The organism is Bradyrhizobium sp. USDA 4473 (genome assembly GCF_054063335.1).
Genome location: NZ_JBSSGE010000001.1, coordinates 632501 through 647199 on the forward strand (window position 1 = coordinate 632501; position 14699 = coordinate 647199).

Genomic DNA, 14699 nt, shown 5'->3' on the forward strand with positions numbered 1-14699 from the left:
TCACCGCCATTGTAGCACGTGTGTAGCCCAGCCCGTAAGGGCCATGAGGACTTGACGTCATCCCCACCTTCCTCGCGGCTTATCACCGGCAGTCTCCTTAGAGTGCTCAACTAAATGGTAGCAACTAAGGACGGGGGTTGCGCTCGTTGCGGGACTTAACCCAACATCTCACGACACGAGCTGACGACAGCCATGCAGCACCTGTCTCCGGTCCAGCCGAACTGAAGAACTCCGTCTCTGGAGTCCGCGACCGGGATGTCAAGGGCTGGTAAGGTTCTGCGCGTTGCGTCGAATTAAACCACATGCTCCACCGCTTGTGCGGGCCCCCGTCAATTCCTTTGAGTTTTAATCTTGCGACCGTACTCCCCAGGCGGAATGCTTAAAGCGTTAGCTGCGCCACTAGTGAGTAAACCCACTAACGGCTGGCATTCATCGTTTACGGCGTGGACTACCAGGGTATCTAATCCTGTTTGCTCCCCACGCTTTCGTGCCTCAGCGTCAGTATCGGGCCCAGTGAGCCGCCTTCGCCACTGGTGTTCTTGCGAATATCTACGAATTTCACCTCTACACTCGCAGTTCCACTCACCTCTCCCGAACTCAAGATCTTCAGTATCAAAGGCAGTTCTGGAGTTGAGCTCCAGGATTTCACCCCTGACTTAAAGACCCGCCTACGCACCCTTTACGCCCAGTGATTCCGAGCAACGCTAGCCCCCTTCGTATTACCGCGGCTGCTGGCACGAAGTTAGCCGGGGCTTATTCTTGCGGTACCGTCATTATCTTCCCGCACAAAAGAGCTTTACAACCCTAGGGCCTTCATCACTCACGCGGCATGGCTGGATCAGGCTTGCGCCCATTGTCCAATATTCCCCACTGCTGCCTCCCGTAGGAGTTTGGGCCGTGTCTCAGTCCCAATGTGGCTGATCATCCTCTCAGACCAGCTACTGATCGTCGCCTTGGTGAGCCATTACCTCACCAACTAGCTAATCAGACGCGGGCCGATCTTTCGGCGATAAATCTTTCCCCGTAAGGGCTTATCCGGTATTAGCTGAAGTTTCCCTCAGTTGTTCCGAACCAAAAGGTACGTTCCCACGCGTTACTCACCCGTCTGCCGCTGACATATTGCTATGCCCGCTCGACTTGCATGTGTTAAGCCTGCCGCCAGCGTTCGCTCTGAGCCAGGATCAAACTCTCAAGTTGGACTTGAAACCTTTGAACCGGCTGATCACAACGTTTGACGAGGTCCCACCATTCTTCGTCGACCGAAGTCAACGAGCCGCCCGCGATTCACATCGTTGGCAGCGATGGTGTAACCTTTAAACGTGTACCGCCGAAGTCTTTCGTCCACTCTCAGAAGTCAAAAGCCGAAGCTTTCGAGTATCCCGAGAGACGCAAGGACTCCGCCGTCCACGTTTCTCTTTCTTCATCTTCACTTGTCAAACAGCCCGGGATCAGATGACCCCACACCCTTAGAGGGTGGTTCTACCCTTCACCGGCAGACAGTGAACCTCAACCGATTGTTGTCGGCTGTTGTGTCACTCATCTAAGTGAGGAGCATCAGAGGCGCGTTCGCTCGCCTTGGTCAGTGACCCGGCGGCGCCGCGCTCAGTGGTTGGTTTATAGTCCCCACCCCTCCGGATTGTCAACGCCCATTGTCAACAAATCGTCGCACGCCCAAATCCGTTGTGCAGCGCGAAGAAATTCTCGTGCTTTCCGTGGCTTAGGTCGGCGGTAAAAATTCGCCACCGAACCCGCTTGGTAAAAAACTTCAAAAAAAGTTTGTCCCCGGGGAGCCCGTCAGGCCCGTCGGAACGGGTTCCAAGCCGCTCCAGGTGGGGCTGTGGCACCGGCCCGTCTCAGGAAACTTTTCCACCTTAAATGCCGCACTTGAGCCACAATCCTGCGACGTTCTGGCTATAAGAGATGCACTGAGCCGCTCGTAACCTGTGGGGGCACGGGGGGTTTTTCTGGGGACCAGGCGATTTCTTCGAGAACCAGTCGCCTCTTTCCTACGCGGCCGAGCAATATCGAGAGATCTGCACACCATTGATGTTCGAGCGTGCGGCCGGCGAATGGCCTTCGTCTCTTCGACATCGATGCGTGTGGCTCGCCACGCTGCCGGGATTCCTCCTCGGAGGATCAAGGTGGAGATGAGGACGAGCAGAGGACGATCGCAGTTGCTGGAATTTGGGGGGATGCAGGGTTGAGCCAACGGGCGTCACGCGGAAGCGGCATTGGGCGCGAGACCGGGATGATCGATCTCGGTCACGAACCGCCGCTTTCGGTCGACGGCACCGAGGCCGCGGTGATCGATCGCCGCCGTGTCTCCGTACAATGGTTCAGCGGCACCATTCTCACCGGACTCTGTGGCGCGGCCCTGATCGGCGGCGCCGTTTTTGCGTCGCTCGACGGCGAGATGACCTTCGCCAAGGTGCCGGAGCGCGTCGAAGGCGCGCTGCGCGGCGCCTTCACCGGCACCGATCGCGTCGTCAGCCTGCACAAGGGTGACCGCCTGCCGCCGCCGAGCGAATCCTCCGCCTCGCGCAGCCTGGTGCGCGTCTCGACCGTGACCCGTGTCGGCAATCGCGACGTGATGCGGGTGCGGCCCTTCATCCGGATTTCCGGCAATCTCTCGATGACCACGAGCGATCTGTCGTCCAAGATACCGCCGTTCAATGCACAGCGACTGTTGACCGATGTCGGCTCCGACACGCCGACGGCGGCCGAGGATCCGAATGCGGCCGATGCCGCCGAGCCGGACGCCGAGGTCTCTTTCGTCACCAGGGATCTCGGATCGGTGCTGCCGAAGGCCAAGCTCGCCGCCGGCGTCGGGCTCGACGACATCCTGATGCGGGTGCGCGACGCCGCCAATTGGCGCGGCTCCGGCAGTTCAGTGCGCTACGCCTCGCTGGCCAACGCCACGGCCGACGCAAGCGGCGCCGGGCCCGACATGCGGATGGCTTACGCCGCCGAGGGCAACACCTCCGATCCCTATGCCGGCTTCGAGACCCGCGTGGTGCCGGAAAATGTCACCCTGCTGCCGAAGACCAAGGAGCAGGTCACCGGCGGCAATCCGGTCGGTGAACGGGTCCATGTCGTCAAGAAGGGCGACAGCATCACCTCGATCCTGCGCGATCAGGGCGCGACATCAGACGAGGCGAAGGCGATTGCCGCAACGCTCGGCCCGCGCGGCCGCGACGGCGGCCTGAAGGAAGGCCAGAAGGTGCGGATCCTGATGGCGCCGGCAGCTCCCGGACCGAATGTCAGGCTGCAGCCCTATCGCGTCGTCGTCGCCAACGATTCCGTGGTCGAAGCCGTCGCCGCACTGTCCGATCTCGGCAAATACGTCGCCGTCGACGTGCAGAGCATGAACACCACGACCGACACCGCCGACAATTCCAGCGACGATGACGAGGATGATGGCAGCGGCGTGCGGCTCTATCAGAGCATTTACGAGACCGCGCTGCGCAACAAGGTGCCGCCGAGCGTCATCGAGGACATGGTCAAGATCTACTCCTACGACGTCGACTTCCAGCGCAAGGTGCAGCCCGGAGATTCCTTCGACGTGTTCTTTGCCGGCGAGGACGAAGGCGTCACCAGCACTGAAAAGACCGAAGTGCTCTACGCCGCGCTGACGGTTGGCGGCGAAACCAAGAAATACTACCGCTTCCAGAGCTCGGACGACGGCCTCGTCGACTACTATGACGAGACCGGCAAGAGCGCGAAGAAGTTCCTGGTGCGCAAGCCGGTCAACAACGCGATCATGCGTTCGGGCTTCGGCGGCCGCCGCCACCCGATCCTCGGCTATGTGAAGATGCACACCGGCGTCGACTGGGCCACCGCCTACGGCACGCCGATCTTCGCCTCCGGCAACGGCGTGCTCGAGAAAGTCGGATACGAGGGCGGTTACGGCAAATATATCCGCATGAAGCATGCCAATGGCTACGAGACGGCCTACGGCCACATGTCGGCCTTCGCCAAGGGCATGGAGATCGGCAAGAAGGTGCGGCAGGGCCAGGTGATCGGCTTCGTCGGCTCGACCGGCCAGTCGACCGGACCGCACGTCCATTACGAAATCCTGGTCAACGGCCGCTTCGTCGACCCGATGCGCGTGAAACTGCCGCGCGGCCGTTCGCTCGAAGGCCCGATGCTGGCGAGCTTCGAACAGGCCCGCGACAAGATCGAAGCCCAGATGTCCAGCCGCGGCAGCTCGCGCATCGTCTCGGATGCCACGAGCTCGACGTCGCAGACCCGCTCCACCACCAACCGCTGACGGCGGAACCTGCTTCGGGCCGTTCCGGACGGAACGATCCGCCGCCGATTCGGCTTGTCCCGGCCAAGGCCCCCTTCAAAATCCCCCTTGCAGAGGAGGAGGAGCGCATGGCCAGCCTCACCCGTGATGACGTGCTGAAAGCCGTCGGCAACGCCGACGACGTCACGATCGCGAGAATCATCGCGTCCGGAGCGACCCCCGCCGAGCTTGCCGAGGCAAAGGCCTGGCTCGCCAATGACGAACCGCTGATCAATGAGGGCAGGCCGCTGGCCACGGGCCGCGCGCGCGAGCTGGTCGATATCCTCTCCGAGCTGGAGCCCGTCGAGGATGACGACCCCTCACCGCCGATCGTCCCGCAGGAGTGACGGTGCTTTACGGTGCAAGGCTCGCGCAGATCAGGAAGACGATTCCGATCGCGGTCAGCCCGAACGCGACGGCCGCGAGCGGCAGCAGCATGTTGATCGTGGCATGGGTGCTGTTGATCGTGCTGCCCCAGACCGCGAATTCGCCCCTCCGGCCGAAATCCGGCCCCAAGAATCAGGCTGCCCGACAGGAACCCCGTCGCGGCGGCTGTCGAATGCCCGCGGATGCGGCCCGTCGCCAGGCCGCATCCAGTTTCGTGACTGAAATGCTCAGTTCAGCTTGCGCTTCGAGACCGGGGCGTCGAACTGCACGATCTCTGCGGTTTTGGAGACCTGACCGTTGAAGGTCAGCACGTGGCCCTTCACCGAGATCAGCACGCGATCGCCGTCCTTGACCTCGCCGGCGAGGATCATCTCGGCCAGCGGATCCTGCACGTTGCGCTGGATCACCCGCTTCAACGGACGGGCGCCGTAAGCCGGATCCCAGCCCTTCTCCGCGAGCCAGTCCCGCGCCTTGGCGTCGAGCGTCAGCTCGATCTTGCGATCCTCGAGCAGCTTGGTGAGCCGCGCGAACTGGATCTCGACGATGCGGCCCATCTCGGTGCGCTGCAGCCGGTGGAACAGGATGATCTCGTCGATGCGGTTCAGGAATTCCGGCCTGAAATGCGCCCGCACGACGCCCATCACCTGATCGCGGACCTCAGCAGTGTCCTCGCCTTCCGGTTGATTCACCAGGAATTCCGAACCGAGGTTCGAGGTCATGATGATCAGCGTGTTGCGGAAATCGACGGTGCGGCCCTGACCATCGGTCAGGCGGCCGTCATCGAGCACCTGCAACAGCACGTTGAAGACGTCGGGATGCGCCTTCTCGATCTCGTCGAACAGCACGACCTGGTAGGGCCGGCGCCGCACGGCTTCGGTCAATGCACCACCCTCGTCGTAGCCGACATAGCCGGGAGGCGCGCCGATCAGCCGCGAGACCGAGTGCTTCTCCATGAACTCCGACATGTCGAGGCGGACCATCGCGGTCTCGTCGTTGAACAAGTCAGCGGCGAGCGCCTTGGTCAGCTCGGTCTTGCCGACGCCGGTCGGCCCCAGGAACATGAACGAGCCGGTCGGCCGGTTCGGATCCTGCAGGCCGGCGCGGGCACGGCGCACCGCGGTTGCTACCGCGCGCACGGCTTCGGCCTGGCCGACGACGCGCTTGGCGAGCGCATCCTCCATTTTCAGGAGCTTGTCCTTTTCGCCCTCGAGCATCTTGTCGACCGGCACGCCGGTCCAGCGCGAGACGACCTGCGCGATGTGGTTGGCGGTGACCGCCTCCTCCATCATCTCGCCGCCGCTCGGCTTGCTGCTTTCGGCTGCCTCGATATCGGCGAGCTTCCGTTCCAGCTCGGGGATCCGGCCATAGGCCAGCTCGCCCGCCTTCTGGAATTCGCCGCGCCGCTGCGCATTGGCCAATTCGACGCGGAGCGCATCGAGTTCGCTCTTCAGCTTCTGGGCGTTGGAGAGCTTGTTCTTCTCCGCGCTCCAGCGCGCCGTCAAAGCGGTCGACCGCTCCTCGAGGCCGGCGAGCTCCTTCTCCAGCGTCTGCAAGCGGCTCTTCGAGCCGGCATCGCTCTCCTTCTTCAGCGCCTCCTGCTCGATCTTCAGCCGGATGATGTCGCGATCCAGCGAATCGAGCTCCTCAGGCTTGGAATCGACCTGCATCTTCAGCCGCGCCGCCGCCTCATCCATCAGGTCGATGGCCTTGTCGGGCAGGAAGCGGTCGGTGATGTAGCGGTTCGACAGCGTGGTCGCGGCCACCAGCGCCGAGTCGGTGATGCGCACGCCGTGATGCTGCTCGTACTTGTCCTTCAGGCCGCGCAGGATCGAGATGGTGTCCTCGACCGTCGGCTCGCTGACATAGATCGGCTGGAACCGGCGGGCCAGCGCGGCATCCTTCTCGACATGCTTGCGGTACTCGTCGAGCGTGGTCGCACCGATACAGTGCAGCTCACCGCGCGCGAGCGCCGGCTTCAACAGGTTGGACGCATCCATCGCGCCGTCGGTCTTGCCGGCACCGATCAGCGTGTGCATCTCGTCGATGAACAGGATGATGCCGCCCTCGGCGGTCGAGACCTCCTGCAGCACGGATTTCAGCCGCTCCTCGAACTCGCCGCGATATTTCGCGCCGGCGATCAAAGCGCCCATGTCGAGCGACAGCAGCTTCTTGTCCTTCAGGCTCTCCGGCACGTCGCCGTTGAGGATGCGCAGCGCCAGGCCCTCGACGATCGCGGTCTTGCCGACGCCGGGCTCGCCGATCAGGACGGGATTGTTCTTGGTCCGCCGCGACAGCACCTGGATGGTGCGGCGGATCTCCTCGTCGCGGCCGATCACGGGATCGAGCTTGCCGTCGCGCGCAGCCTGGGTGAGGTCGCGGGCATATTTCTTCAGCGCGTCATACGCATTCTCGGCGGTCGCGCTATCGGCGGTGCGGCCCTTGCGCAGCGCTTCGATCGCCGCGTTCAGGTTCTGCGCCGTGACGCCACCCTTGCTCAGGATATTCGCAGCCTCGCTGCCCTTCTCGAGCGTGAGCCCGAGCAGCAGCCGCTCGACCGTGACAAAGCTGTCGCCGGCCTTGTCGGCGGCCTTTTCCGCCGCATCGAAGGCGCGCGCCAGCTCCGGCGACAGGTAGATCTGTCCGGCACCGTTGCCCGAGACCTTCGGCAGCTTGTTCAGTGCCTCTTCAGTCGATTTCAGGATCGCCCTGGAATTGCCGCCAGCACGGTCGATCAGACCGCCGGCGAGCCCCTCATTGTCGTCCAGCAGCACCTTCAACAGATGCAGCGGTGAGAACTGCTGGTGACCGTCGCGCATTGCGAGCGATTGGGCAGACTGGATGAATCCGCGCGCGCGCTCGGTGTACTTCTCAATGTTCATTCGTTTTCCCTCGGCCTGCCGTCACCACCCATTGAGGCATGGTTCCGGCATCTTCATTGGGTTTCCGCGGGCCGCGTTGACGTTCCTCAACCAGCCTCTGGTCGTCGCCATCATTTTTCAGGCTTGCCGCAGATGTGGGCACTTGGTTCCAAAACGGAAGAGCCACAGTCTGCGATTTCGCCTGCTCGATCTCAGCGCCGCACGATGGCGACAAGGTAGCGGCAAGGCTGAGCAGTTTCGTTACGGAAGACGATGTCCGACGGCGGCCCGAGCTCGACGCGGTCACCCGCCGCGAGCTCATGGCGCTCCGCCCCCTCCATCAAGGTGAGGCGGCCGCTGATCACCCAAACCACCTGGCGGACCAGGTGATAGGCGCTGGCGGGGAAGCCGGCTTCCTGCTGGGCGGGCAGCTCGATCTCAACCAGCTCCAGCGGGTTGGCCGGATGCAGGAACACCTGCCGCCGCAGATAAGCCGCCTTGGGATCGCGCCACACCGGCTGATCCTTCGCCCGCTGCAAACGGGAACCGGCTGAGGCAATCTCGAACAGCGCGGCCATGGTCAGGCCATAGGCCGTGGCGATCCGCGATAGCGTCGCCGCCGTCGGGCTGGCCTCCGCACGCTCGATCTTGCTCAGCATGGCCTTGGACACACCGGCCCGCCCGGCGAGTTCCGCCAGCGACCAGCCGCGCCCCTCCCGTTCGGCACGAACCCGCCGCCCGAGAGCCTCATCGGCCTTGTCCTCTATAATTGACATACCGTCTTATATAGTAGACGATGGGGTCCATTCAAGCGGCTTGTCGAGGAAGACCAATGATTATCCGCCCCGCCACGGAGCAGGACATCCCTGCGATCACCGCGATCTTCAATGAGGCGGTCGTCAACTCGAACGCGATCTGGACGGAGAAGCAGGATTCCGAGGCCGAGCGGCTGGCCTGGATGAAGGCCCGGCTGGCGCTGGGCTACCCGGTGCTGGTCGCGGCCGAGGGGCCTGTGGTGCTTGGGTATGGCGCGTTCGGCGACTTCCGGACCTTCCCGGGATACCGCTACAGCGTGGAGCACAGCGTCTATATCCATGCCGACCATCGCGGCCGCGGGCTCGGCCGCCTCATCGTCGACGAGCTGATCGCCGCAGCCACCGCGCTCGGCAAGCATGTCATGATCGCCGGCATCGACGGCGGCAATCCCGCCTCGCTCAGGCTGCACGCGCAGCTGGGCTTCGTCGAGGTCGCAAGGATGCCGGAGGTCGGACGCAAGTTCGGCCGCTGGCTCGAACTCGTGTTCATGCAGCGCGTGCTGGACATGCCAGGCGCGGCGCGGCCCGACTAGCTGCCTCACCGCTCCCGGCAGTTCTCCCCGCCCGCCAAACAGGCTAGAGCGGACGGATGGACACGACGCTCACCTCCTCCGCCCGGATCACCGGCATCTACCGCTACCCCGTGAAGGGTCTGACGCCCGAGGCCCTGCCCCGTGCAGAGCTCAGGGTCGGCGAGACGCTGCGCTCGGATCGCCGCTACGCGATCGAGAACGGCCCGAGCGGGTTCGATCCGTCGGCGCCGACATGGCTGGCGAAGCCGCATTTCCTGATGCTGCAACGGGACGAGTGGCTGGCGCCGCTGCGCGCCCATTTCGACGATGACAGCCACGTGCTGACGCTGCGCCGGGACGGCGCGATGCTGGCCCAGGGCGACCTCGAGACGGAAGCCGGCCGTGCGGCGATCGAGCGCTATTTCGCCGACGGTCATGCCGGCCAGATCAAGGGACCGCCGAAGGTGCTGGTCAGCCCGGGCCACAGCTTCTCCGACGTGCCGCGCAAGGTGGTCTCGATCATCAACCTGGCGAGCCTGCGGGCGATCGAAGAGATGGTGCACGCGCCGGTGCATCCGCTGCGCTTCCGCGCCAATCTCTATGTCGAGGGCTGGCCGGCCTGGCATGAGGCGAGCCTGCTCGACCAGACCATTGCGATCGGCAGTGCACGGGCAAAAGTTGTGAAGCGGATCACACGCTGTGCCGCGGTCAATGTCGATCCCGATACCGGCGCGCGCGATCTCTCGGTCCCGAACACGCTGATGCAGCGCTTCGGCAACAATGAATGCGGCATCTACGCCGAGATCATCAGCGACGGCGGCGCGGCGGTCGGCGACACCATTGCTGCGGAACCGCAGTAGGTCACGGTCCGCTCCGTATTCCTTGAACACGCATAGACGCGCATCCATTGCAATGTTCGGTTGCGTGAAATAGACTTCACCCGACATTTTGAATTGCAGCAAAATTTGTCGAAATTGATTGCACGGGGTTGCCATGAGCATGATCATGGTTTCGTACCGGCGGGTCGATCAGGACACAGCGGGCCGCATCGCAGACCATCTGATCGAGAAGTACGGCGAGAAGTCCGTCTTCTTCGACGTCAACAGCATTCGCACCGGCGCCAACTTCGTCGACCGGATCGCCAAGGCGATCATTGCCTGCGACATCGTCATCGCCGTGATCGGCCCGCACTGGACCGGCAAGAGCGATGACGGGAAGCCTACGCGCCTGGAGGATCCCAATGATTCCGTGCGCTTCGAGATCGAGACGGCGCTGAAGCACAACAAGACGCTGCTGCCGCTGCTGGTGAACGGCGCAACGATGCCGGAGGCAGCCGAACTGCCGGAATCGCTTCGCTTTCTGCACTTCTGCAACGCGGCCCGGGTCGACTCCGGTCAGGATTTCCGCATGCACATGACCCGCCTGATCGACACGATCAACGAGGTCCTGAGCGAGGCCGGACAATCGCCACTGCGCGAGGTTTCGCCGATCAGGCGCTACTGGACGTACGGCGCAGGCGTCGCCGCCGCGGCGTTGGCGCTGGCGATCTGGACCGTCGGGCCCGCGTTCGAGCATACGGTGGTGACGTCGGGCGGACAGGACGATCAGGCCACCGTGGGGCGCACGACGCCGCCCGCCGTGCCGGCCTCGGTCACGCAGCGCGCCAAGGCGCATGACGGCTTCCTCTTCCCTGATTCCGATCGGCGATTTCTCACCGACGCCGATCTCAAGGACATGTCGGCGATCGAGCTGCGCGTCGCGCGGAACGAGATCTTCGCGCGGCATGGCCGGTTCTTCAAGGATCAGGTGCTTGCGAACTACTTCTCGCAATTCGCCTGGTATCAACCCGCCGCGGTCGAAGTCCCCTTGAGCAACCTCGAGGCCACCAACGTCGACACGATCGAGGCCAAGGAGCACGAGAAGTGAAGCCGGCCGGCAGCGCCGGCTGACCTCGTGCCGCGAATAGCCACCTCTCCCACATCCCCCGGGGAGAGCTAGATGATCCTGCCTCAGTTCGTCGGCATCACATAGGCGTAGATCCGGCCGCGCGAGACCGGCAGCTCGCGGACGCGATGGCTGGTGTTGCCCGAGATCATGATCGGATTGCCCTTGGCGTCGACCCCGGTGATGATGCCGACATGGCCGCCGCCGCGGCGGCCCATCACGGCGATGGCGCCGACCTGCGGTCCGGAGACGCGCGTACCGTATTTGGCGAACGAGCTCGCCATGTCGGAGCCGGTGCCGCGGTGACCGGTCTGCTGCAGCACCATGTTCATGAAGCGCGCGCACCACAGGCTGGAGCGGCCGGTCGGGTTGCCGCCGCCGAGATAGCGGCGCGCCGCGGCGACGATGCCGGACGAGCCGAAGCCGCCCGCCATGCTCACGCCGCCGGTGTTGGGCACGGCTTCGGCGTTGCCCGGCAACACCGCCGCATTGGCCTCGGCGAAATCATCCGGCTGCATCTGCCGTTCGCGGCGCTCGGCGCGCGACAGCCGCACTCCGTGCCGATAGTGCTGATGACCAGCGTAGCGCGCGTGATGGCCGGCATGGGCCGAATGCGCGTGACGCGAATGATGCGGACGGGCGGATGCCGGAGCGGCGAAGATCACGGCAAGAGTGAGCGAACACAGAGCCAGCGCCAAAACACGAAGCGACCGGCGATACGCAAGCAACTGAACCATACTTCTCGAGATCCTCTGCAACGCCCCCCAACTCCCCGTCGCGTTCCCCTTGCAGTTCCCCTGGAAAACGCGGCGATGGTTTTGAAAATCCGGATGTGGCGAGAGGAAGATTTGATGCGGCGCTGCGGAAACGATTTCTGGGTCATTCCGGGCAAATTCCATGACGAAAATAGTCGGAACTGCCGCATTGCAGCCGCGGAAATTAATTGCAAATCTGGGGCCGGCCAACGAGAGGAGAATTCCAATGCCCTACGCCACCACGAAAGATCATGTCCGCCTCTATTTCGAGGACGCAGGACACGGCTCCCCGATCATCTTCCTGCACGAGTTCGCAGCCGATCACACCAATTGGGAGCCGCAGATGCGCTACTTCTCGCGCGGCCACCGCTGCATCGCGTATTCCGCGCGCGGCTACACGCCGTCCGACGTGCCGGCGAGTGCCGAGGTCTACACCTACAAGCACTTCTACACCGACGCGCTTGCGGTGCTTGATCATCTCGGCATCGCAAGTGCGCACTTCATCGGCCTGTCGATGGGCTCCTATTCGTCGCTGCAAGTCGCCCTCAACGCGCCGGAGCGCGCGCTGTCGATGACGCTCGCCGCGGTCGGCTCCGGCTCGCCGCTCGAGACCCTCGATGCCTTCCGCGCGCAGTGCCGCGCCAATGCCGAGCAATATGAGGCGATCGGCTCGGCCGAGGTCGCCAAGGTGACGCGCGAGGCGCCGAGCCGGATCCCGTTCCTGGTGAAGGACCCGCGCGGCCATGCCGACTTCTACGCCGCGCTCGCCCGCCACGACGCCAAGGGCTCGGCCAATACGATGCGCAGCTTTCAGGGCGCGAGGCCCTCGATCTACACCATGACCGACGCCATCAGGCGCGCGGCGACGCCGGCGTTGATCCTGTGCGGCGACGAGGACGACAATTGCATCGCGCCGAGCCTGTTCCTGAAGCGGCATCTGCCGGCCGCCGCGGCTGTCGTTGTTCCCGAAGTCGGGCCATGTGCTCAATCTCGAGGAGCCGGCGCTGTTCAACGAGATGGTGGAGCGCTTCATCGCGCTGGTCGAGGCCGGCCGCTGGCCGGTGCGCGATCCGAGGTCGCTGGTGGCGGCGCCGGTTTGAGCCGTCATTCCGGTTCACGCGAAGCGTGAACCCGGAGTCCATTAGGCCGCAGACTCCATGGATGAATGGATTCCGGGTTCGATGCTGCGCATCGCCCCGGAATGACGAAAGTGACGCAGGCGTCATTTCCCCTGCCCGCCCCTGCTGAGCAGGAACACGCCCTGCTCGCCGAACATGTTCCACACCCACCACGGCAGGTTGAGCGGCACCGGGCGGCCGTAGAGATCGAGCGCCACCGCGCGCTCCATCTTGACGTTGATCTCTTCGCAGAGCTGCACGAAATCCTTGATGGTGCAAAAATGGATGTTTGACGTGTCGTACCAGCTTGCCGGCAGATTCTCGGTGCGCGGCATGTGGCCGCCGATCAGCAGTTGCAGCCGCATCTTCCAGAACCCGAAATTCGGGAACGAGACGATGGCGCGCTGGCCGATCCGAAGCAGGTTCTCCAGCACCGCCTTGGGCTGCCGCGTCGCCTGCAAGGTCTGCGACAGGATCACGTAGTCGAACGCATCGTCGGGGTAGTTGACGAGGTCGGTGTCGGCGTCGCCCTGCACCACTGCGAGCCCCTTGGCGACGCAGCCATTGACGCCCTCGCGCGACAGCTCGATGCCGCGACCGTCGATGCCGCGGCTTTCCAGCAGCTGCAACAGCTCGCCATCGCCGCAGCCGACGTCGAGCACCCGCGAGCCCGGCCGCACCATCTCGGCGACCAGAAGATGATCCCTGCGATAGCCGCCGGTGCGCTCCGGCGCGACGCCCGGCAAGGGCAGTGTCTGCTGCATGCTCATGACTGGCCGCCGTCCTTCAATCCGCGCGCCTTGCCTGCGGACAGCAGGAAGGCGCGGGAGATGTCGAGGAATTCGGGCACGTCGAGCAGGAAGGCGTCGTGCCCCTTGTCGGTCTCGATCTCGGCGAACGACACCCGCGCGCTCGACGCATTCAGCGCATGCACCAGCGCGCGCGACTCCGAGGTCGGGAACAGCCAGTCGCTGGTGAACGACACCACGCAGAACCGGGTCTTGATGCCGGCGAACGCCTTCGCCAGCACGCCGTTATGGTCGGCGGCGATGTCGAAATAGTCCATCGCGCGGGTCAGATAGAGATAGGAGTTGGCGTCGAAGCGCTCGACAAAGGACGAGCCCTGGTAGCGCAGATAGCTCTCGACCTGGAAATCCGCATCGAACGAGAAGGTCGGCAGCTCGCGGTCCTGCATCCGCCGCCCGAACTTGCGGTGCAGCGCGGCATCCGACAGATAGGTGATGTGCGCGGCCATCCGCGCCACCGCGAGCCCGCGATGCGGATGGGTGTCCTCGTCGACATAGCGGCCGCCGCGCCAGTCCGGATCGGCCATCACGGCCTGGCGGCCGAGCTCGTGGAACGCGATGTTCTGCGCCGAATGCCGCGTCGAGCAGGCGATCGCCAGCGTCGCGAACACGCGCTCCGGATAGGCCGCCGTCCATTGCAGCACCTGCATGCCGCCCATCGAGCCGCCGACCACGCAGAACAGCGTCGCGATGCCGAGGCGATCGATCAGCATCGCCTGCGCGCGCACCATGTCGGGGATCGTGATGATCGGGAAATCCAGCCCCCACACCTTGCCGGTCGCCGGGTTCAGCGAGGCAGGGCCGGTCGAGCCCATGCAGCCGCCGATCACGTTGGAGCAGATGATGAAGTACTTGTCGGGATCGATCGGCCTGCCGGTACCGACCATGGTTTCCCACCAGCCGGGCTTGCCGGTGACCGGATGGGTGTTGTTGACGTGCTGATCGCCGGTCAGTGCGTGGCAGACCAGGATCGCGTTGGTCCTGTCGGCATTGAGCTCGCCGTAGGTCTGATAGGCGATCTGGAACGGCGCAAGATCGACGCCGCAATCGAGCCTCAGCGGCTGGTCCATGCCGAACTTTGCCACCAATGACGACGGATGATCGGCCTCATGGGCGCGATCATCGCTCTGGGTTTGCGGGCTCGGTATCGGACGCACGTTGCTCATCTCAGCGACCCTGCCTCCCGCGCGGGAGGGCTCGAACAGAAATCAGGCCA

At 64.0% G+C, this 14699-nt stretch carries 11 protein-coding genes, 1 rRNA gene and 1 pseudogene (1 of these 13 cut by a window edge); 6 read left to right on the top strand and 7 right to left on the bottom strand.

Annotated elements, in window-relative coordinates; all coding sequences use genetic code 11:
• Positions 1–1197: ribosomal RNA gene (locus ACVW17_RS03025) — 16S ribosomal RNA — on the bottom strand (it extends 293 nt beyond the left edge of the window).
• Positions 1198–2248: 1051 nt separating this feature from the next.
• Between ACVW17_RS03025 and ACVW17_RS03030 the strand changes: the two genes are divergently transcribed.
• Both ACVW17_RS03030 and ACVW17_RS03035 read left to right on the top strand, forming a co-directional pair.
• Positions 2249–4270: a M23 family metallopeptidase gene (locus ACVW17_RS03030; protein WP_456750394.1), complete on the top strand. Its 2022-nt coding sequence runs from the start codon at positions 2249–2251 to the stop codon at positions 4268–4270.
• Positions 4271–4377: 107 nt separating this feature from the next.
• The gene (locus ACVW17_RS03035; protein WP_456750395.1) at positions 4378–4635 is read left to right on the top strand and encodes a hypothetical protein; all 258 of its coding nucleotides are present in this window, start codon (positions 4378–4380) and stop codon (positions 4633–4635) included.
• Positions 4636–4642: 7 nt separating this feature from the next.
• On the opposite strand, the gene ACVW17_RS03040 is transcribed toward ACVW17_RS03035, so the two are convergent.
• From ACVW17_RS03040 to ACVW17_RS03050, 3 genes are all read right to left on the bottom strand, one after another.
• Positions 4643–4804 carry a hypothetical protein gene (locus ACVW17_RS03040; protein ID WP_456750396.1) on the bottom strand — a complete coding sequence of 54 codons (162 nt, stop codon included), beginning with the start codon at positions 4802–4804 and terminating at the stop codon, positions 4643–4645.
• Positions 4805–4902: 98 nt separating this feature from the next.
• The gene (gene clpB, locus ACVW17_RS03045) at positions 4903–7554 is read right to left on the bottom strand and encodes an ATP-dependent chaperone ClpB (protein WP_456750397.1); all 2652 of its coding nucleotides are present in this window, start codon (positions 7552–7554) and stop codon (positions 4903–4905) included.
• A gap of 191 nt (positions 7555–7745) precedes the next feature.
• Positions 7746–8309 (bottom strand): helix-turn-helix domain-containing protein, encoded by a 564-nt coding sequence (locus ACVW17_RS03050; RefSeq protein WP_456750398.1) that lies wholly within the window; start codon positions 8307–8309, stop codon positions 7746–7748.
• A gap of 56 nt (positions 8310–8365) precedes the next feature.
• Between ACVW17_RS03050 and ACVW17_RS03055 the strand changes: the two genes are divergently transcribed.
• From ACVW17_RS03055 to ACVW17_RS03065, 3 genes are all read left to right on the top strand, one after another.
• The gene (locus ACVW17_RS03055; protein ID WP_456750399.1) at positions 8366–8881 is read left to right on the top strand and encodes an N-acetyltransferase family protein; all 516 of its coding nucleotides are present in this window, start codon (positions 8366–8368) and stop codon (positions 8879–8881) included.
• 56 nt (positions 8882–8937) lie between these two features.
• Positions 8938–9720, top strand: coding sequence for an MOSC domain-containing protein (locus tag ACVW17_RS03060; RefSeq protein WP_456750400.1), 783 nt, complete (start codon positions 8938–8940; stop codon positions 9718–9720).
• 145 nt (positions 9721–9865) lie between these two features.
• A complete protein-coding gene (locus tag ACVW17_RS03065) occupies positions 9866–10786 on the top strand; it encodes a YARHG domain-containing protein (RefSeq protein WP_456796769.1) in 921 nt (306 codons plus the stop codon).
• A gap of 83 nt (positions 10787–10869) precedes the next feature.
• Here ACVW17_RS03065 and ACVW17_RS03070 read toward each other — a convergent pair whose 3' ends face one another.
• The gene (locus tag ACVW17_RS03070) at positions 10870–11541 is read right to left on the bottom strand and encodes a TIGR02594 family protein (protein WP_456750402.1); all 672 of its coding nucleotides are present in this window, start codon (positions 11539–11541) and stop codon (positions 10870–10872) included.
• 244 nt (positions 11542–11785) lie between these two features.
• Here ACVW17_RS03070 and ACVW17_RS03075 point away from each other — a divergent pair.
• Positions 11786–12659 (top strand): annotated as a pseudogene (locus ACVW17_RS03075) (alpha/beta fold hydrolase).
• A 122-nt stretch (positions 12660–12781) separates the two neighbouring features.
• On the opposite strand, the gene metW reads toward ACVW17_RS03075, so the two are convergent.
• Positions 12782–13447 (bottom strand): methionine biosynthesis protein MetW, encoded by a 666-nt coding sequence (gene metW / locus ACVW17_RS03080; RefSeq protein ID WP_456750404.1) that lies wholly within the window; start codon positions 13445–13447, stop codon positions 12782–12784.
• Positions 13444–14649, bottom strand: coding sequence for a homoserine O-acetyltransferase MetX (metX, locus tag ACVW17_RS03085; protein WP_456750405.1), 1206 nt, complete (start codon positions 14647–14649; stop codon positions 13444–13446). The genes metW and metX overlap by 4 nt, the downstream gene beginning before the upstream one ends.
• Positions 14650–14699: the final 50 nt, after the last annotated feature.

Coding starts and splice junctions, on each gene's coding strand:
- ACVW17_RS03055 (WP_456750399.1), top strand. CDS start 8,366: ATGATTATCCGCCCCGCCACGGAGCAGGACATCCCTGCGATCACCGCG.
- ACVW17_RS03060 (WP_456750400.1), top strand. CDS start 8,938: ATGGACACGACGCTCACCTCCTCCGCCCGGATCACCGGCATCTACCGC.
- metX (WP_456750405.1), bottom strand. CDS start 14,649: ATGAGCAACGTGCGTCCGATACCGAGCCCGCAAACCCAGAGCGATGAT.
- ACVW17_RS03050 (WP_456750398.1), bottom strand. CDS start 8,309: ATGTCAATTATAGAGGACAAGGCCGATGAGGCTCTCGGGCGGCGGGTT.
- ACVW17_RS03065 (WP_456796769.1), top strand. CDS start 9,866: ATGGTTTCGTACCGGCGGGTCGATCAGGACACAGCGGGCCGCATCGCA.
- ACVW17_RS03030 (WP_456750394.1), top strand. CDS start 2,249: ATGATCGATCTCGGTCACGAACCGCCGCTTTCGGTCGACGGCACCGAG.
- ACVW17_RS03035 (WP_456750395.1), top strand. CDS start 4,378: ATGGCCAGCCTCACCCGTGATGACGTGCTGAAAGCCGTCGGCAACGCC.
- ACVW17_RS03070 (WP_456750402.1), bottom strand. CDS start 11,541: ATGGTTCAGTTGCTTGCGTATCGCCGGTCGCTTCGTGTTTTGGCGCTG.
- clpB (WP_456750397.1), bottom strand. CDS start 7,554: ATGAACATTGAGAAGTACACCGAGCGCGCGCGCGGATTCATCCAGTCT.
- metW (WP_456750404.1), bottom strand. CDS start 13,447: ATGAGCATGCAGCAGACACTGCCCTTGCCGGGCGTCGCGCCGGAGCGC.